Annotated in this window: 18 protein-coding genes; 4 read left to right on the top strand and 14 right to left on the bottom strand. The window is 46.4% G+C overall.

Annotated features, from left to right (window positions below; genetic code table 11):
- Nucleotides 1–675, top strand: a complete 675-nt coding sequence (locus ABIX36_RS12575) for a lipid-binding SYLF domain-containing protein (protein WP_348082513.1) — start codon at nucleotides 1–3, stop codon at nucleotides 673–675.
- A 77-nt stretch (nucleotides 676–752) separates the two neighbouring features.
- Here the strand turns inward: ABIX36_RS12575 and ABIX36_RS12570 are convergent, their stop codons facing one another.
- From ABIX36_RS12570 to ABIX36_RS12545, 6 genes are all read right to left on the bottom strand, one after another.
- On the bottom strand, nucleotides 753–1,631 hold the full coding sequence (locus ABIX36_RS12570; protein ID WP_348082512.1) for an adenylate/guanylate cyclase domain-containing protein: 879 nt from the start codon (nucleotides 1,629–1,631) through the stop codon (nucleotides 753–755).
- Nucleotides 1,624–1,845 carry a hypothetical protein gene (locus ABIX36_RS12565; RefSeq protein ID WP_348082511.1) on the bottom strand — a complete coding sequence of 74 codons (222 nt, stop codon included), beginning with the start codon at nucleotides 1,843–1,845 and terminating at the stop codon, nucleotides 1,624–1,626. Before ABIX36_RS12565 ends, ABIX36_RS12570 begins: the two co-directional genes overlap by 8 nt.
- Before the next feature lie 11 nt (nucleotides 1,846–1,856).
- Nucleotides 1,857–2,192, bottom strand: a complete 336-nt coding sequence (locus ABIX36_RS12560) for a hypothetical protein (protein ID WP_348082510.1) — start codon at nucleotides 2,190–2,192, stop codon at nucleotides 1,857–1,859.
- Nucleotides 2,193–2,195: 3 nt separating this feature from the next.
- The gene (locus ABIX36_RS12555; protein ID WP_348082509.1) at nucleotides 2,196–4,622 is read right to left on the bottom strand and encodes a penicillin acylase family protein; all 2,427 of its coding nucleotides are present in this window, start codon (nucleotides 4,620–4,622) and stop codon (nucleotides 2,196–2,198) included.
- Between the two features lie 253 nt (nucleotides 4,623–4,875).
- Entirely contained in the window at nucleotides 4,876–5,469 is a 594-nt protein-coding gene (locus ABIX36_RS12550; RefSeq protein WP_348082508.1) for a thermonuclease family protein, read from the bottom strand.
- 348 nt (nucleotides 5,470–5,817) lie between these two features.
- Nucleotides 5,818–6,168, bottom strand: a complete 351-nt coding sequence (locus ABIX36_RS12545; RefSeq protein ID WP_348082507.1) for a VOC family protein — start codon at nucleotides 6,166–6,168, stop codon at nucleotides 5,818–5,820.
- A gap of 96 nt (nucleotides 6,169–6,264) precedes the next feature.
- Between ABIX36_RS12545 and ABIX36_RS12540 the strand changes: the two genes are divergently transcribed.
- Nucleotides 6,265–6,513 (top strand): (2Fe-2S) ferredoxin domain-containing protein, encoded by a 249-nt coding sequence (locus ABIX36_RS12540; protein WP_348082506.1) that lies wholly within the window; start codon nucleotides 6,265–6,267, stop codon nucleotides 6,511–6,513.
- A gap of 61 nt (nucleotides 6,514–6,574) precedes the next feature.
- Here the strand turns inward: ABIX36_RS12540 and ABIX36_RS12535 are convergent, their stop codons facing one another.
- The gene (locus ABIX36_RS12535; RefSeq protein WP_348082505.1) at nucleotides 6,575–7,105 is read right to left on the bottom strand and encodes a ferritin; all 531 of its coding nucleotides are present in this window, start codon (nucleotides 7,103–7,105) and stop codon (nucleotides 6,575–6,577) included.
- Nucleotides 7,106–7,227: 122 nt separating this feature from the next.
- Nucleotides 7,228–7,596, bottom strand: coding sequence for a hypothetical protein (locus ABIX36_RS12530; RefSeq protein ID WP_348082504.1), 369 nt, complete (start codon nucleotides 7,594–7,596; stop codon nucleotides 7,228–7,230).
- Nucleotides 7,597–7,708: 112 nt separating this feature from the next.
- On the opposite strand from ABIX36_RS12530, the gene pgmB reads away from it, so the two are divergent.
- Both pgmB and bla read left to right on the top strand, forming a co-directional pair.
- Nucleotides 7,709–8,359, top strand: coding sequence for a beta-phosphoglucomutase (pgmB, locus tag ABIX36_RS12525; RefSeq protein ID WP_348082503.1), 651 nt, complete (start codon nucleotides 7,709–7,711; stop codon nucleotides 8,357–8,359).
- 56 nt (nucleotides 8,360–8,415) lie between these two features.
- Nucleotides 8,416–9,141, top strand: coding sequence for a subclass B1 metallo-beta-lactamase (bla, locus tag ABIX36_RS12520; protein WP_348082502.1), 726 nt, complete (start codon nucleotides 8,416–8,418; stop codon nucleotides 9,139–9,141).
- A gap of 92 nt (nucleotides 9,142–9,233) precedes the next feature.
- On the opposite strand, the gene ABIX36_RS12515 is transcribed toward bla, so the two are convergent.
- The 6 genes from ABIX36_RS12515 to ABIX36_RS12490 all read right to left on the bottom strand — a co-directional run bounded on the left by ABIX36_RS12515 (nucleotide 9,234) and on the right by ABIX36_RS12490 (nucleotide 21,149).
- Complete coding sequence (locus ABIX36_RS12515; RefSeq protein ID WP_348082501.1) at nucleotides 9,234–9,614, bottom strand: hypothetical protein; 381 nt, start codon at nucleotides 9,612–9,614, stop codon at nucleotides 9,234–9,236.
- Nucleotides 9,615–9,806: 192 nt separating this feature from the next.
- On the bottom strand, nucleotides 9,807–12,596 hold the full coding sequence (locus ABIX36_RS12510) for a sugar-binding domain-containing protein (protein WP_348082500.1): 2,790 nt from the start codon (nucleotides 12,594–12,596) through the stop codon (nucleotides 9,807–9,809).
- A gap of 484 nt (nucleotides 12,597–13,080) precedes the next feature.
- Nucleotides 13,081–14,628 carry a VCBS repeat-containing protein gene (locus ABIX36_RS12505; RefSeq protein ID WP_348082499.1) on the bottom strand — a complete coding sequence of 516 codons (1,548 nt, stop codon included), beginning with the start codon at nucleotides 14,626–14,628 and terminating at the stop codon, nucleotides 13,081–13,083.
- Between the two features lie 35 nt (nucleotides 14,629–14,663).
- Nucleotides 14,664–16,208 (bottom strand): VCBS repeat-containing protein, encoded by a 1,545-nt coding sequence (locus ABIX36_RS12500; RefSeq protein ID WP_348082498.1) that lies wholly within the window; start codon nucleotides 16,206–16,208, stop codon nucleotides 14,664–14,666.
- 30 nt (nucleotides 16,209–16,238) lie between these two features.
- Nucleotides 16,239–17,558, bottom strand: a complete 1,320-nt coding sequence (locus ABIX36_RS12495) for a vanadium-dependent haloperoxidase (protein ID WP_348082497.1) — start codon at nucleotides 17,556–17,558, stop codon at nucleotides 16,239–16,241.
- A gap of 18 nt (nucleotides 17,559–17,576) precedes the next feature.
- Nucleotides 17,577–21,149: a VCBS repeat-containing protein gene (locus tag ABIX36_RS12490; RefSeq protein WP_348082496.1), complete on the bottom strand. Its 3,573-nt coding sequence runs from the start codon at nucleotides 21,147–21,149 to the stop codon at nucleotides 17,577–17,579.
- Nucleotides 21,150–21,230 lie beyond the last annotated feature (81 nt).

The following is a 21,230-nucleotide window of genomic DNA, read 5'->3' as shown; positions in this document are numbered from 1 at the left end:
ATGAAACTCATTAAATTTTTAAAATTGCCGCTTTTGTTAAGCGCATTTTTCATACTGGCATCCGCCACTTCTACCGAAAAAGGCCTGGAAAAAATACACCAGGCAACCAACGTTTTAAAAGCTTTCGGCCAGATGAAGGAAAGCATCCCCAGCGACTTGCTGAAAGAGTATGAAGGCATTGTAATAGTGCCTAAACTCATCAACGCGGGCTTCGGCATCGGCGGTAAACGCGGACAAGGCCTTGCCATGGTAAAACTACCAGGCGGCAAATGGAGCGACCCTGTTTTTGTTACCCTCACCGGCGGCAGCTTTGGCTTACAAATAGGTGTACAATCTGTCGACTTGGTTTTAGTATTCAAAAACAAAGGTGTACTCACCAAAGTTAAAAACGGCGATTTCACCATTGGTGGTGATATATCGGCAGCAGCAGGCCCCGTTGGCCGCAGCTCAACCGCCAGTACAGATCATAAACTGGAAGCCGAAATCTACTCTTACTCGCGCAGCAAAGGCTTGTTTGCAGGTATCAGCGTTAACGGCTCCAACCTGGCCATTAACAAAAGCCTCAACGCCGATTTTTATGGCGAAGGTGTAACTTCAGCATCTATATTTGATAGGGCTACGAGTAAAGAGCCTGCTATTGCCGAATTAAAAGCAACGTTGAATTCTTTTGAATAAGCAGCGATATTTTTAAACAAAACGCCGCCGGACCAAAGCCCGGCGGCGTTTTTGTTTAGCATAGGTTTTTATAAATATTACCTCACTGTAAATAGTTCCATTTTTTCGCCCCTGCCTTTTAAAATATTTTCACCTAAAGATTTTATTTGAAAAATAGGTTCAAAGTCAATTTTTTTTACCAGATCTCCGGAAATAAGAATATCCACGTCAAATTGATTACACAAGCCCTGTATCCGGGCCGCGGTATTCAGTACATCGCCGGTGAAAATGATCTCTTTTTTCAACACGCCTATCTCCCCTGTAGTTACCATTCCGCAATGCAACCCGGCTTTAAAGCCAGGTAATAATCCAAATTTGTCTTCATAGTTGGTCGCGCGCCGACCGATAGCTTCCTTCATCGAAAAAAAGCACCGTATACAATTGTTGTTTTCTATGCTGTTTTTCAGCCTCCAGGATATAATCATTTCATCGCCGGCGTATTGGTAAATTTCGCCGGAGTGATCAATAACGGGTGCCGACAGGTCGGAGAAATATTCCTTCAGCATTTCAAAGTATCTAACGTGGCCGAGGCTCTCCGCTATGGTGGTAGATGAGCGCATATCCAAAAACATAAAGATCCTTTCCTCCTGAACCGGGCGATGATATTTTCCTAAGAAGAAATTACGTAAGGCTGCGTGACCTATGCTATCACTAACCTCGGTATAAAATTGGGTAACCAAAATAATGGAACAAATGTATATCGTAACGCTTAACATGGAGTAGTTGGTAAAAAAAGCCCATGCATAGCCCCAAAACGCTTTTCGGCTTACCGCGGCGGCCATCCCATCTGCCGTTCCGATAAAGAGAATGATAAGAAAAAATAAAATGATAACGAGGTATATAAAAGACTTATATAGGATCTTTTGGGTAAAACTCCTGTTGATAAACCACCTGTTGAAGTAAAAAATCTCAAGCACGCCCATCAGGGGTACCGGTTACGAGCGAGGCAAGCGGTGTTGTATAAATATTCCTCGCAAAAGCGTACGGATTTCCTGTGGAAGGATAATAATTGAGATCGCCAAGCAGACCCTTTTCCAACAAAGTGTAAACAAGACTGGATACCAGCCACATAATACTAAAGGGGATGACGCGAAAAATATTCCTTTTAGCTTTTGGTGATAGTGTTGGCATAAGAAACAGGCTTATTTCTCAAATACCCTCTTCACCAACAAACCCGAAAGCGCCGACATGCCACCAACCAAGCCGCCGATTAAAACGGTAATTAAAAGCACGAGCGTCCAATGAGGCAGCTGAAACATTTGCGCCACACGGGTGGCCAGTATATTTTCGTTAGGGAATGTTTTTAGCAGGGCCAATGCCAGCCAGGCCAATCCCAAGCCTGCAAAACCCGACCAAAATGCCTGTTTGGAAGTTTTGCCCAAAAGCAGTGCAGCGCCAAAAGCCAAAATGCAAGCCGCCCACCAAGGTAAAATGTATGCGCTTATTATGGCCAGCAATAGTATGAGTGCTAATAACATAGTTTATTTGCTAAGGGTTAAGGTTGTTTTTATCCGTGCCGATTTTTCCGCGGGCGATTGCAGGTACAGCAGTTCTTTCAGCTTTCCATCCTTCCAGGTAGGCAGCATGTCATCATAAAAAAAGCTGCCGGGGTTGCCGCTTTGTCCGCCGGGTAAAATGCCGTAGCCTTTTACCTGTGGCCCAAGCTGTACCACCATGCGCCATGACGGGCCGTGCCCTTCGGTAAGCGCGTTTACGGTAGAGCCTGTCCCACCACTGGCGAAGTTGCCTGAGCCAAAGCCGGGGATGTTTGCCAAATGGCGCACTTCAAACTTTTTCACTTTGCCCCACTGCCAGTTGCCGGGTTTACCGTGTTTTTTTATTAGCCCATCTACCGCTAAATTAAAACTTCGGCTCAGTACGTCCGTGGCGGTTTCCTTCATGGGTGTTTTTTTGTTATCGAACCAAGCCGAATTGGGCTCTTTCAGCAATAGTTCTTCTGTTCTATCCATCGACGGCCAGTTGAGGGGCATTTGTTTGTCCGAAAAGTTATCGTTCCAGGTGGCGCGGTAAAAGCGGGTCCACCAGTTGGCGAATACCGATGCGCCTTCGGAATCGGCATCAAAAAACTTGTCCCATTTTTTAAGGATCTCGAGAGCGGCGAGCTGGTTCTCATCCAGTTTGCTGGCATCTAAGTATTTAAGCATCGTGGGCAAAATATCCTGCGCGCGGATGCTATAGGTATCGGTTTGTAAAACGCGCATACTATCTGCGGTGGCTTTTTGCATGGCGCCGAGGCGGTCGTTAATTCGCTTGCCACGTTCGTATGGCGCAAATTGCCAGTTGATGTAGTACGGATAAGTTGGATCGGTAGAACTTTGGTTAGCTGAGCTTACAAAGCCGCGCGGCGGGTTCTTTACCGTTGGGTTTTGTTCAAAGGGGATAAAGCCTTGCCAGTCGTTAGCCGGGTCGCTGCCATCGATGATGAATTTACCCTGGTCTTTATACTTTAAAGGCAGCCGGCCATTCGGGGTAATGGCGATATCATTATCTGCCGATGCGAAGACAAAGTTCTGGGCCGGGGCGTTGTAAAACTTCAAGGCCTCGCGGTAATCGGCATAATTGCTGCCGCGGTTAAGCAGGTAAAAGGTTTTGATGTCGTTAGATTCATCGTGCGCTATCCATTTAAGCGCGTTGCCGATAGGGATGTTGTCGTGCCCTTCGCCCATCTTCGCGTTATCATAAACCATGGGGCCAAACCGGGTGTAGCGCACCGTATCGATGAGATCCGGCTGGCCTTTTATAGCGATTTTTTCTATCCGGTAGGTAACCTTGTTCCATTGGTTGTTGTACCAATATTCGTTGCGGCTTTCGTCTTTAAATTTCAGTTGATACCAATCCAAAATATCGGCATCCACATTAGTTACGCCCCAGCTTATTTTTTTGTTGTAACCGATAACCACACACGGCGCACCCGGCAGCGTTACACCGTAAACGTTTACGCCAGGGGCGGATAATTGCATTTGGTACCAGATGGACGGGAAAGTAAGATCGAGGTGGGGGTCGTTAGCTAAAATGGGGTAGCCCGACGCGGTTTTGCTGCCGCTAATGGCCCAGTTATTACTGCCAATGCCTTCCACCCTATCCTTCATTTTCATCCCTGTCAGCATCTGCGCTTTAAAAGCGGCTGGGGGTGCGGGTATGGGTAGCGGTTTAAAATCCCATTTGGTACCTACCGGGATGATAGGGCTCTCGTGCATGGGGTAATCGGGGAACAGATCGTTAGTAACCTTCGCGCCGAACTTGTTCAGCACATTGGTCATGGACAGCTCGTTGGTGCCGCCGGCCAGCGTTTCCGACATGAGCTTTAACAGGAAGGCGCAATTAATAGGCTTCCACTCCTCGGGCGCATAATCCAACAGTTTAAACTCTATGGGGTAATCTTTTTTAGAGAGTTGGCGAACGTAGGTATTGATGCCTTCGGTATAGGCATTTACTACCGCCCGCATTACCGGGTCTTTCATCATGCCCTTCAGCGTATTTTCGGCGCCGTAAACCATACCCATTCGGCGGTGGTAACGGTCAACATCAAGTGCTTTGGCTCCAACTACCTCAGACAGTCTGCCAGAGGCGCTGCGGGTTTGGATATCCAGTTGCCAAAGGCGATCGCGGGCGGTGATGTAGCCCTGGGCGTAATACAGGTCGTGCTCGTTTTCGGCAAAGATGTGGGGGATGCGGTTCTCGTCGTATTTTACGGTCACCTCACCCTGCAAGCCTTTTAATTTAAGCTGTTCTGCAGCGTTGATATTCTTACTTTCGGCGTTTTGCCAAAAACCGGTGGCTGGGTTTAAAAACTTACCTATGGGCGGAATATCGCCAAATTTTGTCTGTAGCGCCCAAATAAGCGCCAGCGTTATCGCTAAGGAAAAAAATGCTTTAACTATCTTCATCAGTGATGGGAATGGGTAAGCAAGATAGGGAATTGAAGTTAAGAAAAGGCTAAAGGCATATTAATATCCAACGCAAATAGTTAATCGGCGAGTTTACTCACCCCCGCCCCCCTCTGCTACGCAAAGAGGAGGTGACATGGTGGATCGTTCTTTTTATCTTTCTTATAGCTTTCTTAACCCTCTTTAAGAAGTAGAGAGGGTCGGACAGCGGAGCGTATGCGGGGTGAGTGAACTCGCCGACCCGTAATCCGCCCTACCCCCCTACCTCATCGCTATATTTTGGCTTACGCTTTTTATAGTGGCGCTTTGGCTTGTTGGTCTTTGGTGCCTTGTTTTGTACCCGGTTGGTTTTCGCCTCTTTACGGAAATTCCATGGCGGCGTTGGGTTGGCATCCTGCCACAGCCCGAGGCGTTGCTCACGGGCGCGCTGCTCTATCAGGGCGAGGGCCATATCTTTGGAGTAGGCGCGGTATTGCCAGGCGTAGCCGTTTTTCACGATATTGTAATTCACGTTGGTGCCGTCGGCCAGTTCTACCAGCCCTACGGTGCGGCCATACCTATCCTTGGTGGTACCAATGAGCTTTACCTGTTTGCCGAAGCATAGATCCGACGTAAATTTCTTCGCCGCCTGCCCAAATGCCTGGCTTTTTTCGGGGCAATCTATCTCAGCAAGGCGCACGGTAATGTTCTGATGGTCTGGCGAGAGCAACACCATGGTATCACCGTCTTTAACCCCTACCACGCGGTAAATGTATTCTTTGTTGGAAGCTTCTTCTTTCTTGTCGTTGTTACAGGCGCTCGCGAAGGTTAGGATGAACAGGCAAAGGGCAAGTAGTTTTTTTGGCATGGGCGAATTTAAAAACTTGGCCGTGATTTTAGCCACAGAGAACACAGAGAAAAAATACAGCGAATCGCAGAGTGGTATGGTTGACTATAGCGCAAAAGGCGCGAAGATTTAATTTAAGCTGTTCCTGCGTTAGCGATAGGCGCGGATACCGGCCCGTGGTTAATGCCTGTGCAGTATGAGCAGATAGCGCGGGCCATAGGCAACGCCATAATTTGTCTGACTCAGGATTTTCTGTATTCGAGAATTTTCAGGATAAAAACTGCAAATCTAAACGCACTACCAATTTTGGTAACGCCTTATCAATAAATTCTGTTCATTCTAAAATTCTGTAAATTCTGATTCAGATTATTACCCATGCAAACTCCAGGCGTTTCCGTCTGGATCTTTTACGGTTGCAAAACGGCCCCAAGGAGTTTTATCTGCAGGGCCTACAACTATGCCATTGTCGGTAAGGGTTTTAATATCACTATCCAAATCGGCGCATTTGATCACGTAGCCTGCTATGCTGCCGGGTTTAAGATTAGGGAACCAGTTTACCAGGGTGATTGTTGTTCCGCCACCGGGCAAGCCCAACTGGATCCACATGCTATCGCCCTGGAAGGGGTTCTCCACTATTAGCTTAAAACCCATTTTTAAATAAAACTCCTTGGCTACCTGCTGGTTAGTAACAGGGATGGAGATAATTTCTATTGATTGCATAACAATAACTGGTTTGTAATAATTGCAGCCTAAAATACAATTAAAAAATAAACGCGTTATTTGTGTGTTGAATTATTTGACACCAAGGAGGATAAGATGAGCAAGTTTACCGTACCCGATAAAGTTTTATTTGTATGTACCGGCAGCAAATGCGCAAAACGCGGCGGAAAGGACATGTATAAACTTGCCCATAAATTTGCCAAACACGCTAAAGATGATATTGAAGTATTTAGGATAGAATGCACAGACCGGTGTGATTATGCACCGGTATGTACCATATCGCCGGGGAATACCTGGTTAAAAGAATATTCGCCAAAGGAAGTTTTGAAATTGTTGGGGGACTGAGGAGGTTCACGGGGCCTCATCCCAACCCTTCTCCAAAGGAGAAGGGTTGGGATGAGGCTTCTTATGCTTCGCTGTCGTATTTAATACCGCCAACGTGCTTATCTATTTGCCACCTGCCGGTACCTTCTTCGCCAATAACTTCAAACAGTTCCAGCGCGCGGCGTGCTTTGTATTCTTCTTCTCGTTGCTCTTTCAGGAACCAGTTCAGGAATTCGTTGGTTACAAAATCCTGCTCTTTTAAACACCGGGCGTAAATATTTTTGATGGATTGGGTAACACTGATCTCCTGGTCTAATGCTTCTTCAAACACTTCGCGAAAAGAGTTATATTCTTGTTTGATGCCTGTTACATCTGGCGATATGGCGTTGCCACCCATATCCAGGATGTACTTGTAGAATTTTAATTGGTGCAGCCTCTCTTCTTCGGCCTGTTTAAAAAAGTACTCCGAAGAAAAATCGTAACCGTTGCGGTTACACCACGATGCCATAGCTAAATATACCGACGAAGAATATGCTTCTTTTTTTACCTGCTGATTTAAAAGCGACTCCACTTCTGCAGAGATCAGGCTTTTGATACGGATAAGATCTTTCATGTTAATTATTTTAGGACCACTAAACCAACGCAACAAACGTGCCTGTTTAAGCAGTAATACAATATACGGCTATAAAACCGGCAAGAAAGAAAATATTGATAATTCGAAATCAGTCTAAATACCTATAAGGGCAGGCGGTACAGTGTATCCTGGATAATATTGTTGAGCTGGAACATCACAAAGGTGCCTTCCAGGATCTCTTTAAGGGCGATGATTTGCAGCAAGTTGAGCACGTACGTATGGTCGCAGGCGCAAATAAAGATGATCTCTACATCCGGAGATTTACCGCTGTTAAGCAGGCGGTCTTCAATATCAACATGGTAAACCGCTTTCTTTAGCTTCAGCAGGCAGCGGTAATCAAATTTGGCAAGCTTACCGGCAAAATCTACATACCAGCAACGCTCTTCATCGCACTGGTAAATAGCGCCCTGTTTGGTGCTGAATACGTTAGTCCAGGTAGAAAGCTCTTGCGTTTGAAGTTGTGTAACCATGTTTATGGTACAAATGTTGGCATTATTTATAATTAATCCAAATAATGTTAGTAATTATTTATAATGATTATTAACAAGCAAGCAACTAAATTAGCGGCTTAGTAATGTTGACATGAAATATAAAGCCTGCATATTCGACCTCGACGGTGTTATTGTTGATACCGCCGTTTACCATTATAAAGCATGGAAACGCCTTGCAAATGAAATGGGCTTCGATTTTACCGAGCACCAAAACGAGCAGTTAAAAGGCGTAAGCCGCATGGCATCGCTGGAATTGATATTAGGCTGGGGCCAGGTTACAGGCGCTACCGAAGCCGAAAAAGAGGAAATGGCAACCCGCAAAAACCTATGGTATACCGATATGATAAACCAAATGACGCCGGACGAGATCCTGAGCGGTGCGCGCGAATTTGTACAAGCGTGTCGCGATGCCGGGATAAAAACGGCCATTGGGTCGGCAAGTAAGAACACGCCTATTATACTGGCCAAACTACAGTTAACCCAATTGTTTGATGCCATTGTTGACGGTAACAGCGTGAGCAAGGCGAAACCCAACCCCGAAGTATTTTTAAAAGGAGCCGAAGCGCTGGGCGTATCCCCTGCCGACTGCGTGGTGTTTGAAGATGCCGTTGCCGGGATAGAAGCAGCGCTGAACGCCGGTATGAAAGCCGTGGGCATTGGCACGCCCAAAATGCTTACCGAAGCGGATGTGGTAGTGAGCGGACTGGATAAGTTTACGCTGGAGATGTTGGAAGAGTTGTAGGGAGGTTAGGAGAAGTTAGAAGGGTTGAAAAAGTTGTAAGGGTTAAAAATTTGGAGATGAAGAAGTTTGCGTTTTTTATTTTTTTTGTGTTGATATCAGCGGTTGTCTTCGCCCAGCAAGAGCCGTTGCCAAAAATGACGATTACGCCGTTAACGGGTAATTACTACGTGGCTACCTCTTACGGCTACCCGGGCAAGGATGAGCCGCCGTTCCCGGCTAATAGTTTGTTTGTGGTGACCGATACAGGGATTATTTTGATTGATACACCCTGGAGCGAAGTGCAAACCCAGGAACTGATAGATAGGCTCCAAAAGGATTTCCATAAAAAAATTGTGCTTTGCATTGCCACCCATTTTCACGACGACCGCGTTATAGGCTTTGATGTGCTGCGGAAAAACGGCGCTAAAACTTACACCAGTAAGCAAACTTACGCGCTGGCCAAACAGCATAAAAGCAAATTGCCCGAGTTCATTTTCGATAGCGATACTACCTTTACTGTTGGCAACGTGAGTCTAAAAACCTTTTTCCCCGGAGAAGGACACAGCTCCGATAATATTGTGGTATGGTTTCCGCAGCAACTGGTATTGGTGGGCGGCTGCCTGGTCAAAAGCTTAGATACCAACAGCAAAGGCTATGCCGGCGATGCCAATATGAAACAATGGAGCACCGCTATAGAAAACGTGATGCAGCGGTACGGGCATGCGAAATATGTTATCCCCGGCCACCAGGGCTGGGCCGGCGGCGTGGAGCAATTGAGCCATACAATGGATGTGGTGAAATAGGTGTTGTCAGTGTTTCAGTCATTACTCAACACACCGTCAATGACGCGTTAAGAAGATAATATAGCGAGGTATATCCCTTTCATGACCGACCCCTACTTCTTCTCTGCCTTTACTTTCTCTTGCTGGTGGCTTATCTCCTGCACAGCCTCCGCTAAAAATTGTTTTCCGTCGGCGTTCAATTCGGTAGCACCATGGCCGCCGTCGTAATCATAAATAATTTTGCCCTTGCTGGTTCCTTCGGCTTCTATTGTTTTGCCATTGCGCTCAAACTTCACATATCCGCCTTCGGAGATGTAATCTATCCCCGTTTTATCCTTACTAAAAACCACCTTACCAGCGTACTCTATGCGTTTAGTGGAGCCGTTATCATCTGATGAGATAATGGTGGTGCCACGGCCATAGTGGCAAGCGGCTGTTATTGAGGCAAGTGCTACACCAACCACCGCTATTTGCATTTTTTTATAAATATTCATTTTGCTTTTATTTTAATTATATAACAAAAATAAACATTACATGGTATTATGCAATACATGGTACTATTTAAATTGTCATAATTAATTTAAATTACACATAATCAACATATTAAATTTATCGAAAGTTAGAAATATAAAAAAGCCGGGCAGCGTACTGCCCGGCTTTAACCAATTTTCCAATTACTATATAAACTATTTAACCTGCAAAGTAATTACCTGCTTTTGCAGGTTCCAGCCTTCTAAAAGCACGGTTGGCGTTGTGCTGCCCAATTTGGCAGCGGGTGCCCCTACCGATACGGTAAAGCTTTCGTGCGGGGCAAGCGAGAAGTAGCTACCCGTCCAATAGCTTGGCATAACTTCCTCGCCGTTCTTCATCAACTGCGGGCGTACAAAAAAGGCGATCTTATCAGATGTGTTAGTGAAGGCAATCGTCCATTTATTTTCGGTCGCGCCTTTTTCTGTTTTTAAAACTTTAGCGATAACCGTAGCTGGTTTCAGCGTATTCAGTGCGTTAAAATCATCCGTTGCCGATAGCCAGTAAACGTTATGCGAAAGCACCTTGCCCGCAGTATTCTTCAGGTTGAGCACCACAAAGTTAACACCGCTATTGGCGGCAAGCAGCTCCTTCAATTGCGCTACTTCCTGCACACCGGTTTGGGACATGCCTACGTTGGCTACTTTGACGGATTTGATAAGTTTGCTATCTACATCGTATATATCAGCAGTGGCGGTTAGGCTTCCTGTTGCATGGTGCATCCGGTTGATGATAGCCACGCTACCGTTATCATAGTTGTACTGGATGTGCAGTGGCTCACAAGCGTTTTGCATGGCGTAGTAACCCGCATTTGGCTCCAGGTACCAATCGTAGATCTGCCAGATAACGCTTGGCAGGGCAGAGTTCAGTTTCCAAAGCATTACGCCGCCTGTTTCGTTCAGCTTATGCCCGTCAGCCTCAAAAATGCCGCGGTAGCCGTTATCGTTCATCAGCTGCATTTTATCGCTGAAGTTTACAATGGTATTGGGCTGGCCATAGCGTTTCACCATTTCGTTGATGTATTTATCGTACCTACCCGCGCCTGTAGCTGCATCGTGGTAACCCCAGCTGTCGTTCAGCGGGAAAGGCAATTTAGTATCCCAAACCAGGTTAGGGATAATCTTTGGCAGTGTAGTATATGGCGGCTGCGACGGCAGGCCGGTTTCGTCTTTAAAAACCCAGTCTTTACCTGCATTGGCAAGTGCGTAATAATCTTTAGGGTCCTTCCATTCGTAAGGGCCACCGCTGTACACGCCCGGCGGCATATCATCCGGCCAGGAGGCTTTCCAGCCGGCGGGCAGTTTAGCAAAACCGGATGAGCTTGGGATGAACGGCCGCGTGCCATCCAGCGTAATGATATCGTTGCGCATCACATCGTATAGTTCTTTACGGGCGTGGCCCTCGTTGCCGCCCGTCCAAACTAATAAGCTCGGATGATTACGCACGCGATATATGGTGCTCTCTACGTTCTTAATAAATACGTTGCCTTCCAGCGGCCAGTCTGGCGAGCCTTTAAACTCACCCTGGGTATCGCCGGTGATCCAAAAATCCGACCATACCATCTGGCCGTATTTATCGGCGGCGTTCCAAAAAGCATCGGGCGGGGTAATACCGCCACCCCAAATGCGCACCAAATTCACATTGGCATTGCGGCAAAGGTGCAGTTCGTAATCGTACCGGGCCGAATCACGGTTCACCATCATATCAGGTACCCAAGCTCCTCCTACCAGGTGCACGTTTTTGCCGTTCACAAAAAAACTGCGTCGCGCAAAGCCATTCACCATATCGGCTTTAGAACTTACCGTCCGGATACCGAACACAAATGTAGTATCATCAGAAATTGCCGCCCCATTGCCGTATTGCAGGCGGATGCGGTATAAATTAGCCCTGCCATAGCCATTTGGCCACCATAATTTTGGCTGGCGGATTAATAACTGGCTTATTTTATCAGCATTCAATTCAACAGACTTGCCCCCATTAGCAGGCACCGAAAAGCTTTGCGAAAAAGATACCGCCGCACCTGTAAAATTTTCCGGTTTAATGCTTACTGTAAGGTTACCGGTACTGGCGATTGCGCTATGGTTTAATAATGTCAGGTTCAGTGATAGCTTAGCAACGCTGGTATCGGGCAGTTTAGGCAAATCGGTTACCAGTTTTGGGCGACCGATGGTTACCGCACCCGTGGTGCGCAGGAAGACCGGTTGCCAGATGCCCATATTACGGTCGCGTACCGGCGGGATCCAATCCCAGCCTGCGGAGCATAGCATGGTTACGTTTTTGCCGATATCACCCGTGGGGCCGCCGTTCTCATAGAATGGGCCGAGGGCTTTCAATTGTTCTTTTGATGGGTAGCCCGGGTAATCCAGCGGGTATATTTTTACCGCGAGGGCATTATCTCCGCCGGCGTTGATGGCCGTGCTGATATCCAGGTTATGCTCGGCAAACATGCCTGCCATTTGGGTCGAATCAGCAATTTGTTTACCATTCACCCATACAGCCGCGCGGTAGTTGATCCCTTTAAATATCATCTGAAAAAATTTGCCTTTATCGGCCGCAGGCACTTTAAACGTGGTGCGGTACCAGTAGGGCTTTTTCCAGGGATTGGGGTCATTTGGCAGGTGACTGTACTGCTCCAGGTTATTTTCTTTGTTGAACTGATCCGATGCATCGGGAATCAGCATATTATTTAAACCCTGGTATGGGTCGGGATAAATTTTATTGGCAACAAGGCCTGTAAGCACCGTAGAAGGCACTTTTACCGGGAACCAGTATACGCCCGAATGGTATTTGGTTGCCGAAAGCTCGGCCCCGGTCTCTTTAATTAACGAGGAGGATTGCAAATCGAAATTAACCAGCTTCACCTGTTTTACCTGCTGGGCCATTGAGTTTGCCGACAACAAGGCACTGATGATAAAACCTAAAGCGGCGGTATAAATAAGTTTCTTCATTCTTAATATTTAGCGAGGTAAAACTACACTCCGCGCCAGCTAAAAAGGTGTACTTATTTATCATTTAGTTATACTATTAGGGCGGGGAGGATGAAGTTGATGGTTCATGGTAGCTGCGGTAAATATGGGCGGTTCCCTGCGGGCCAGGCGGTTCATACGCGCACAAGGTATTAGGCTCATGGCCGGTATCCACGCCAATCCCAAACGCGAAAAGTGTGCAAACGGCGTTGGGGACACCGCCTTGGGGGGGAGAAGGAAACCTCATTGCGGTGTCCTCACCGCAATAACTAAGCGATGAGAGAACACAATAGATTTACAATTTGTTGGATAAAAAATCGGCCTGAACTTGTTTCAGGACCCTACACGACAGGTCGCTACCGTGCATATCGTTTACCTTGCACGTGGGTGCCGAAAAAATTCCGGCATGACGTGATGGTGTTTTTTAGCTCAATCAACACTTTATACAGTCCACTCTCTCCACTCACTACTTACTTTTATTCTCCAGCACTATTATGGGGTTATACATATCCCAGTTAGGTTTAAAATCTTTTTGGTTGATCAGCTTATCGGCGTAGATAGAAAAATTACCGAGTACGATGTCCTGGTCGCCATCCTGGTCAATATCGGCTACTTCCATAGAGATCCAGCGGCCATATTTATTAACCGGCACCTGGTGGGCTTTAAATTTACCGGGGGCAGTTTGCTCCATATAGGTAAAACCTTCGGCAGGGCTGTATTTAAAATCAGCAAAAAAAGCTATAACCGCCATATCCAGGTCGCCGTCACCATCAAAATCTGCCGACATTACCTTGGATGCTCCGTTGATATGGTAAAAATACGTTTGCTTAAACCGCCAGTTGCCCTGGTTAGTAAAAACATATACGCCATGGTAAGGCTTTAATATGCTGGAATAATCGTTATTGTCGCCGCAGGTGTAAATGATATCTTTTTTGCCATCCTTGTTTACATCTACCAACTGGAAACTATTAGTGCCATAAACGGGCGGGAAACGCATTAAATTCTGTTCGGTAAAGCCGCCCTTATGGTCATTCAAAAACATCCATACACCTTCATCCCCCTGGGCAAAAAGGCATATTACATCGGGCCAGCCATCGTTGTTAAAATCACCAACCTCCACCTGTATAGCGCCGGGAACGGCCCTGATCAGCTTCTTTTTATAAGAATGATCGGCCTCCTGTTCTACCAAAAATAAGCCACCTTCGGTGTTGCCATAGCCGCAAACAATGTAATCGGCAAGCCCATCTTTATTAAAATCTCCGGGGGCGGTAAATACCGGCCGGGGCAGGTCATCGGCAAGCAAGAGTGTATCTGCCTTTTTTGTGCCAAGACTGAATTGCGTTAAAGTTCCTTTTAAAAGATCGTTGGGCGGCAACACACCGATGCCAGTAAATAAACCGGTATTTTTTCCATCGGGTGCCGTAAAAAAAATCGCATCAGAAACTGGCGACTCAACTTTCGCAACCAGTGTAGACTTGAGCTTTGTATCCCAGGTTAGCAGGTTGTTGCCTGCATCCGCTGTGTAAAGCAGCTTATCAAAAGGGTTAAGTTTTATCATGGTGGTCATGCCGGGTGAACCTTTGCGGTTTACTCCAAGCGGCAATTTCAGTGAGAAAATGGCCCAATCTGTAGTGGTGTCAGGTTTGGGGACCAGTAGTTTCTTTGGTGCAGCGCTTTTGTAATAGTCGCACAGTTTTTGCCAGTCGGCCAGGCTCATTGCCGATCGCGGGTCTACATAATACTGGCCCATCTCCTGCTGTATACCCAGCCTCAGGGCCATTTGCGGCATCACGCCGGTTTCCCAGGTTGCCTTATCCAGTAAAGAGGGGTCGGGATATTGGTGGCAGCTTTTGCAGTACTTAACAGAAAGCGCTTTCCCGTCAGCAATATTTTCGGCAGAGGTATTTACATGCGGTGCGGTGTCACACCCATTAAAAAGAAGTATAGCCGCGGTAACAACCGCAGCTATACTTAAGGCCAATTTATTAGCAGATACCTTGTTTTTCTTCAACATCAATTCACGCTCCCCGCAGGTATGCGATTTTTGTTCTATTTCTTGGTATGGTTCTCCAGCACGATGAATGGCGTGTGTTCGTCCCAATTTGGTGTAAAATTAGGCTGAAATAAAAACCCGCTGGCGTAATTGGCCAGCAATATATCTGGTTTGCCATCGTGGTTAATGTCGCTCACATCCATGCTCATCCAGCGGCCATTTTGGCTAACCGGTATAGCGTGCGGTTTAAATTGCATCGCCTTATCCTGTTCAAAATAAATAAATTCCTCAGCGGGCTTGTTCTTCATATCGGCAAAGAAGGCGCTGGTAGCAATATCCAGATCGCCGTCGCCATCAAAATCGGCAGCTATTGCTTTCGTACACCCATTTATCGGGTAAAACCACTCCTGCTTAAAGTTAAAATTACCGGTATTTTTGTAAATGTACAGGCCATGATAAGGTTTCAGGATCCGAGAATCGCGGAAGTTATAACCACTGGTATAGATCAGGTCGAGGTCGCCATCATGATCGGTATCAGCCAGCTGGAAACTGGAAGAGCCGTTCACCGGAGGGAATTTCAGCAATTCCCAGGCGTCAAACCCACCCTTTTTGTTATTCAAATACATCACAAGGCCTTCATCGCCGGAGCCATACAGAACCATTACATCGGCCCATCCGTCGTTATTGAAATCACCTGTTGCCGCCTGCGCGGCACCCGGCCTCTCGGTTATCGGGGTTTGTTTATAGTTTTTCTTCGCGGCATCTAACTTAAGCACGTAAACGCCTCCCTTTAAATTCCCCGGCGCGCAAACTACAATTTCATTTTGCCCGTCTTTATCAAAATCAGCACTCAGGGTTTGTACCGGCCTTGCTAATTCAGATTGCACCAGGTTTAATTGTGAGTTGCCGGACAGGTTTACTTTAAACGCTCTCCCGTTGGGAAAATCCACAGGATCTAAACGACCGATACACGAAACGATGGCCTGTGGAATACCTGCCGAATCGGGCAAAAAGTTAAGGTTTACGGCTGCAGATGGCAGTTTCAACGCATTGGCTATCTTATACTGGTTATCCCACTCAGTTAGGTTATTAGACACCAGATCGCCGGTATAAATTTTACCGGTTTTGGGGTTAGCGGCCACCATTGTGGTAAAGCAGATATCATTACTGCGTGCCGCTTTTTTAAGCGTAAAACCAGCCCAGTCATTCAGTAAGGGAACAGGTGCTTTGGCAGCAGCCAGGGTATCGGGCGCAAATTTTTTGTAGTACGAAACAATGGCCTGCCAGTTTTGTAGCGACATGCCGCTGGTATCCTTATCCTCCTTATAATACTCTATACCGTAGGTTTTTATAGCGAAGTACGCTGCCATGCCGGGCAGCGAATGCACTGTCCAAACATCTTTTGTAAGCGCATTTACCGGTACCAACGCATGGCATTTGGTGCAATGCCGTTGCACCAGCGCCTTACCATCGGCCAGGGTATCGCCCGTTAAAGCATAGCCGGGAGCGGTTGTGCTTTTACAGCCATTAATTATGGTGCTTATTGATAATATTACAACCCCTGATAGTATACAGGAGGTAAGTAAAAAGGTCCTTTTCATTTTCAATATTAAAAATAACGCTTGCTCTTTTTAATTCTGCAATTTCAATTTATTCCAGATATACTCGCCAATTTGCTTACCCTGCGCAGCACCGGCATTAACACTGTTGAGGTAATGTATGCCGCCATAGTAACGGCTCACGGAGGTTTCGTCTGAAGCCTTCAGGAACGATTTGAAATGGCGCTGCATACCTATGTAACGCAGATCGCTGGTATCATCGTATTCAAAATTATCGCCAAAAAGATGCGTTAATATCACTGCCGAAGCCGCGCTGATATCGCTGTGCCCGCTCGGGTACTCAGGGAACGGCGGCGTTTGCAGCATTGGCAACCATTTCTGGTCTATCTTATCGTTTATAACGGTAACCGGCCTGATGTATTTGGTATCGTACTTTACCTGCCAGCCGGCTATAAAGGCATCAAACAAGGCTATCGACGTTAGTGCATAAGCCTGTGCCGTTTTAACCGCATCGGCCTTGGTTTTTTTACAGGCAATGGCGGTAATACCTATCCAGTGGCCACCCGGGGTAATTTTTTTATTTACAAACATCATGTGCCCGTTATGCTGAATAACAAAGGGGTTATCATCCCAAAAGCGTGCAATTTGTATTTGCTCGGCGGTAAGATTTTTGCTTTGCTCGTAAACTTCAACATTTTGCTTGAAGTACTCGCTGGTTTTGTCGTCGCTGTAAGCAGGCGGAGGCGGCAATTTAAACTGGGTGGAGGTATCTATAGCAAAAGTGTGCATGGTTCCCCAGCAGTATTCTACGCCATCCAAATAATCGGGTGCGGTTGGGCGCCATTTGCCGTTATCGGTACTGCCTAAAAAGCGCGGTTTACCACGGGTTTGCGGGTAATTGTCAAAAGCGGACCGGGCCAAAATGGCCTTGCCTATTTTCTCCCCAAAATCTACCGAGCGCGAGAACGTGGCGGTATCCAGGTTATCCTGGTACATGGCAAAAACTTTGGTCTCGTACTTTTTAAGGGTATCTATAGAGAAGGTGACCTTATGGGCCACCGTAAAAAATGCTTTAGTAGCTGCAAGCGCGTAGTTATACTTCTGTCCTTTTTGCGGCTCGGGCATGGATTTAAAACCCTTAAGCTGGCTTACAATTGAGGCGTACTTAGTGTCGGCGTGGCGCATAGCCTCGTAAGCTGCAAGCGAGGTGTAGCCGTATATGCGCGCGGCGACAGGCGGGGTAAAAACATCGTATATAATTACCTGGGTTAACTGGTCTACGTTCTCGTGCAATACATCGGCATCCTTTTTAAGAGCGATCTTTGGCTTTTGGCCGCAACTAATAATAGCAAGGCTACAGGCAACGGCAATTAATACTTTAAAGTATCTCATAATTTAATTGGCAATAGGTTATTTAACAGGTATATCTCTTTTATGACCAGCATTATCGGTAATGGTAACAGCAGCCATTGAACTGTCAATATTAAAAAATCTACCTGACTGTGACAAGAACGATTGCCCATTATAAAATTCTTGTTTTGCGGCCTTCCCGTTTTTGTACCTGATGGTGGCAAACATATCCATTGGCAGCAGTTTAACGGTGTGCATTTCCTTTTTCAGTTCAAAAATTTTCATGGCATCCTTATACTGAGTTGCAGCAAGCAGGTACCTGCCATTTGCGCCTTGTAATTTTACCAACGCTTTGCCGTCGCCGGGAATATAAATGCCGCTTTGCATAATGGTAAGCGGTTTAAAGCCTCCTTTTCCGTCGCCTTTCAGCATCAGGCCGTTAAAGGCATCGTAGCGGCCGGTGCTCACTTCGGTGCCGTAATCGTTTCCACTCAATGCCAGGTCCAGGTTGCCGTCGCCGTCAAAATCATCAACCACTATCCCGCTTAATTGGGACATCTGCGCTTCAACCGGTAATAGCATCATTGTAAATTTGCCGCCACCATCGTTCCGCAGGTATACCGATTGCAGAATGTTGGCCTTTAAGCGAATAGCATCTTTACGCATGGCTGGCGTAAGTACCGAATCCATGGTTGAAACCGCGAAAGATTTATAATTCTGATACCTGACCCGCATACTGATCATCTGCTTCACAATATCCTCACGCGTATGCGCCGGAAACTCCTTTATCTGCCCTTCCTGGTCTTTTAAAAACAATGATGGGAAGGCATCGTAGCTGCCATTATTATCAAAATCTTTTGCGGTAATGTACATAGGGTACTGGTCGCTGGCCTTGTAAAAGGTGTTTGTACCGGTGTTGCCCACCACATAATCTATATCGCCATCGTGGTCAAAATCGCCACCGGCGATGGTGTTCCACCAGCCAAGCTTATCGGAGATACCGCTTGTTTCGGTAGCGTTTTTAAATACGCCGTGGTCATTTTTCAGGAAGGTGACCGGCATCCATTCGCCGGTGATCACCAGATCGGGCCAGCCATCATTATCATAATCGCTAAAAGTGGCATCGCATACCAAACCAATTTTGGTTAAGGCCTTTGCGGCCGATGGTGTGGCATCCGTGAATTTTATCTGCCCATTTTTACTCTCGTTACGCAGCACGAAGCTTGATACCGGTTTAGGGTAATTCCAGGGGTCTACCCTGCCCGATACAAACAGATCTAAAGAGCCATCCTTATTGTAATCCACCGCCTTTACACATAGTTTGCTGGTAAAATTCACCGGCAACGCGTTCGGCTGAAGCATGAAATGCCCTTTGCCATCGTTAGCGTAAACCCTGTCCTGGTAAGATTTTGAACCCGATTTATCCTCGTATCCGCCGCTGGCAGCGTACAGGTCCAGGTCGCTGTCGCCATCGGCATCAAATAATAGCAGGCCTTCGTCTTTATATCTATCGGCGGTTGCAACGGCGTCCAGTAAATTTCGCTGTACGAATTTGCCTGTAGCCTGCTGCAAAAACATCTGCGCCGGGAATTGCGACGTACCGCCAACAACCATATCATCAAATCCGTTGCCATCCACATCGCCTACGGCAACCGCAGGGGCGTATTCTGAGAGCTTATGCGGAAGTAGTTTCTGTACGTTGAAATCAATAAAATCTTCGGACTTATGAATATAGTTAACTCCAAGCGACCGGGTAACTTCGGCAAACAGCGAAGTGTTGTTCACGGCGGGCAGTCCGAAACTATAGTTTTGCGTAGCGTTGGTTATATCAACTTTCAGTACCTGGTCGGTTTCTACGTTTTTAAGTACCTGCTGCTTGCCATTTTGCCATTTTATAACAACAGAATCAAGCTGTTTTATATTCCCCAAACCAAAGTGGGCAATATTTTGAATGGTTGATAAGTACCCCCTGAACGGCGTATTCTCGTATACCTGGTGTTTGCCTTTATCGTAATAAATATCGGCCCAGGCACCTATGCCATCTTTATTTTGAGGATTGCCTTTAAATTGTACCTGCAGGTAATGGTTATTTTCTTTGTCCTTATCGCGCGATGTATTGCGGTATAAAAAAGCCTCATCGTCAATATTATTGATCACCACATCCATGGCACCGTCGTTATCCAGGTCGGCATAAACCGCGCCATTAGAGAACGACGCGATATCCATCCCCCAGTTTTTGGTTACGTCTTCAAAGCCAAGCTTGCCATCATTATGAAAAGCATAGTTGGCAATTTTAACAACGGGGATCTGATCGAGCACCTGCTTTTTGGTAGCTATGGCGTACGATTCGTTGCGGAAGGTGATAAAATCGTGGTCGGTAACGTCTCTCGGGTAGCCGTTTGTTACCACAATATCGCGAAAGCCGTCGTTATCAAAATCGGTTATCATAGGCCCCCAGCTCCAGTCGGTTTGGGCAACCCCGCTTAAAAAAGCAACCTCGCTAAATACCGGCGCGCCAATGGAATCGTTCTGCCCAACGCGCGGGCCCTGGTTCAACTGCAGGGTATTGTGATTATATTGATATTGGTAACCGTATCTATCAAAATTTTGGAAAAGCTGGTACGAGGTACCCGGCATAAACATCTTTTTACGATAGTTGTCTTCGGGGTCCATATCCAGTTCAAAAACATCGGCCAGGCCATCGTTATTAATATCCTGTATATCCTGGCCCATGGCGCTGGTGGCGGTATGCTTAAAATATTCCTTAGTACGATCTGTAAACGTACCGTCGTGATTATTAATGTAGAGGATGTTATTTGGTAAAAAATCGTTAGTTACGTAAATATCCTTCCAGCCATCGCGATTGATATCTACAATGCTGGTAGCATGGCCGTAACCCTCTATCAAAATACCCGCTTCTTTAGATACATTGGTGTAAACCGGGTGGCCAAGGCCGGGGTTGGCGTCATTGCGGTACAACCTGCCGGTGCTTTTAGCCGAGCCATCTGTAGACAGGTACCTAAAAGAACTTGTATTATCGGTAGACTGGGCTTCGTTTACGGTGAGGTACATATCCAGATCGCCGTCGTTATCGCAATCAAAAAACGAGGCCATGGTAGAGTGCACGTTAATATCAAGCCCGTATGCTTTGGCCTCTTCCTTAAATACCGGCACGCCATTGCTGTTGTTACCATGGTTTATGTAAAGCAGATTCATGCGCTTCACGGGGCTGTTCAACAGCGTATTGCAAACATAAATATCCGGCAATCCGTCGTTATTTATGTCAACAACCGCTACACCCCTGCCCCAGCCGCCTTTGCCGCCCACACCGGCCTCCTTGGTAACATCATCAAACCGCATTTCGCCTTTATTTATATACAGGCGGTTTGATACCGCGTTGCCTATAAAATAAATATCCTGTTTGCCATCGTTATTAAAATCGCCAATGCCTACACCACCTCCGTTGTAAATATTAAGCATATCCAGCGGGTTTATCGAGTCGTTTTCAACGATGAGGTTGTTGAATTTTACGCCTGAATGTGAGGAATCTATCTTTTGGAAAAGAGTAGCTTTTTTGCACGAGAACAACGCGACAGAAAGCAGCAGCGGAAGTAAAAATTTCAGAGGTCTCATAAAGTCAATAGTACGGGAATATATTATAATAAAAAAAGAGGAGAGGATAAAAACCCTCTCCTCTTTATAAAAAAACTTTGG

This window comes from Mucilaginibacter sp. (assembly GCF_039925265.1).
GTDB lineage: Bacteria > Bacteroidota > Bacteroidia > Sphingobacteriales > Sphingobacteriaceae > Mucilaginibacter.
The sequence above is the reverse complement of the archived record's forward strand: the minus strand, read 5'-3'. Positions and strand labels throughout refer to the sequence as shown.

Excerpts from the sequence above, each read along its gene's own strand:
- ABIX36_RS12575 (WP_348082513.1), top strand. The coding sequence starts at position 1 with ATGAAACTCATTAAATTTTTAAAATTGCCGCTTTTGTTAAGCGCATTT.
- ABIX36_RS12565 (WP_348082511.1), bottom strand. The coding sequence starts at position 1,845 with ATGCCAACACTATCACCAAAAGCTAAAAGGAATATTTTTCGCGTCATC.
- ABIX36_RS12560 (WP_348082510.1), bottom strand. The coding sequence starts at position 2,192 with ATGTTATTAGCACTCATACTATTGCTGGCCATAATAAGCGCATACATT.
- ABIX36_RS12555 (WP_348082509.1), bottom strand. The coding sequence starts at position 4,622 with ATGAAGATAGTTAAAGCATTTTTTTCCTTAGCGATAACGCTGGCGCTT.
- ABIX36_RS12550 (WP_348082508.1), bottom strand. The coding sequence starts at position 5,469 with ATGCCAAAAAAACTACTTGCCCTTTGCCTGTTCATCCTAACCTTCGCG.
- ABIX36_RS12545 (WP_348082507.1), bottom strand. The coding sequence starts at position 6,168 with ATGCAATCAATAGAAATTATCTCCATCCCTGTTACTAACCAGCAGGTA.
- ABIX36_RS12540 (WP_348082506.1), top strand. The coding sequence starts at position 6,265 with ATGAGCAAGTTTACCGTACCCGATAAAGTTTTATTTGTATGTACCGGC.
- ABIX36_RS12535 (WP_348082505.1), bottom strand. The coding sequence starts at position 7,105 with ATGAAAGATCTTATCCGTATCAAAAGCCTGATCTCTGCAGAAGTGGAG.
- ABIX36_RS12530 (WP_348082504.1), bottom strand. The coding sequence starts at position 7,596 with ATGGTTACACAACTTCAAACGCAAGAGCTTTCTACCTGGACTAACGTA.
- pgmB (WP_348082503.1), top strand. The coding sequence starts at position 7,709 with ATGAAATATAAAGCCTGCATATTCGACCTCGACGGTGTTATTGTTGAT.
- bla (WP_348082502.1), top strand. The coding sequence starts at position 8,416 with ATGAAGAAGTTTGCGTTTTTTATTTTTTTTGTGTTGATATCAGCGGTT.
- ABIX36_RS12515 (WP_348082501.1), bottom strand. The coding sequence starts at position 9,614 with ATGAATATTTATAAAAAAATGCAAATAGCGGTGGTTGGTGTAGCACTT.
- ABIX36_RS12510 (WP_348082500.1), bottom strand. The coding sequence starts at position 12,596 with ATGAAGAAACTTATTTATACCGCCGCTTTAGGTTTTATCATCAGTGCC.
- ABIX36_RS12505 (WP_348082499.1), bottom strand. The coding sequence starts at position 14,628 with ATGTTGAAGAAAAACAAGGTATCTGCTAATAAATTGGCCTTAAGTATA.
- ABIX36_RS12500 (WP_348082498.1), bottom strand. The coding sequence starts at position 16,208 with ATGAAAAGGACCTTTTTACTTACCTCCTGTATACTATCAGGGGTTGTA.
- ABIX36_RS12495 (WP_348082497.1), bottom strand. The coding sequence starts at position 17,558 with ATGAGATACTTTAAAGTATTAATTGCCGTTGCCTGTAGCCTTGCTATT.
- ABIX36_RS12490 (WP_348082496.1), bottom strand. The coding sequence starts at position 21,149 with ATGAGACCTCTGAAATTTTTACTTCCGCTGCTGCTTTCTGTCGCGTTG.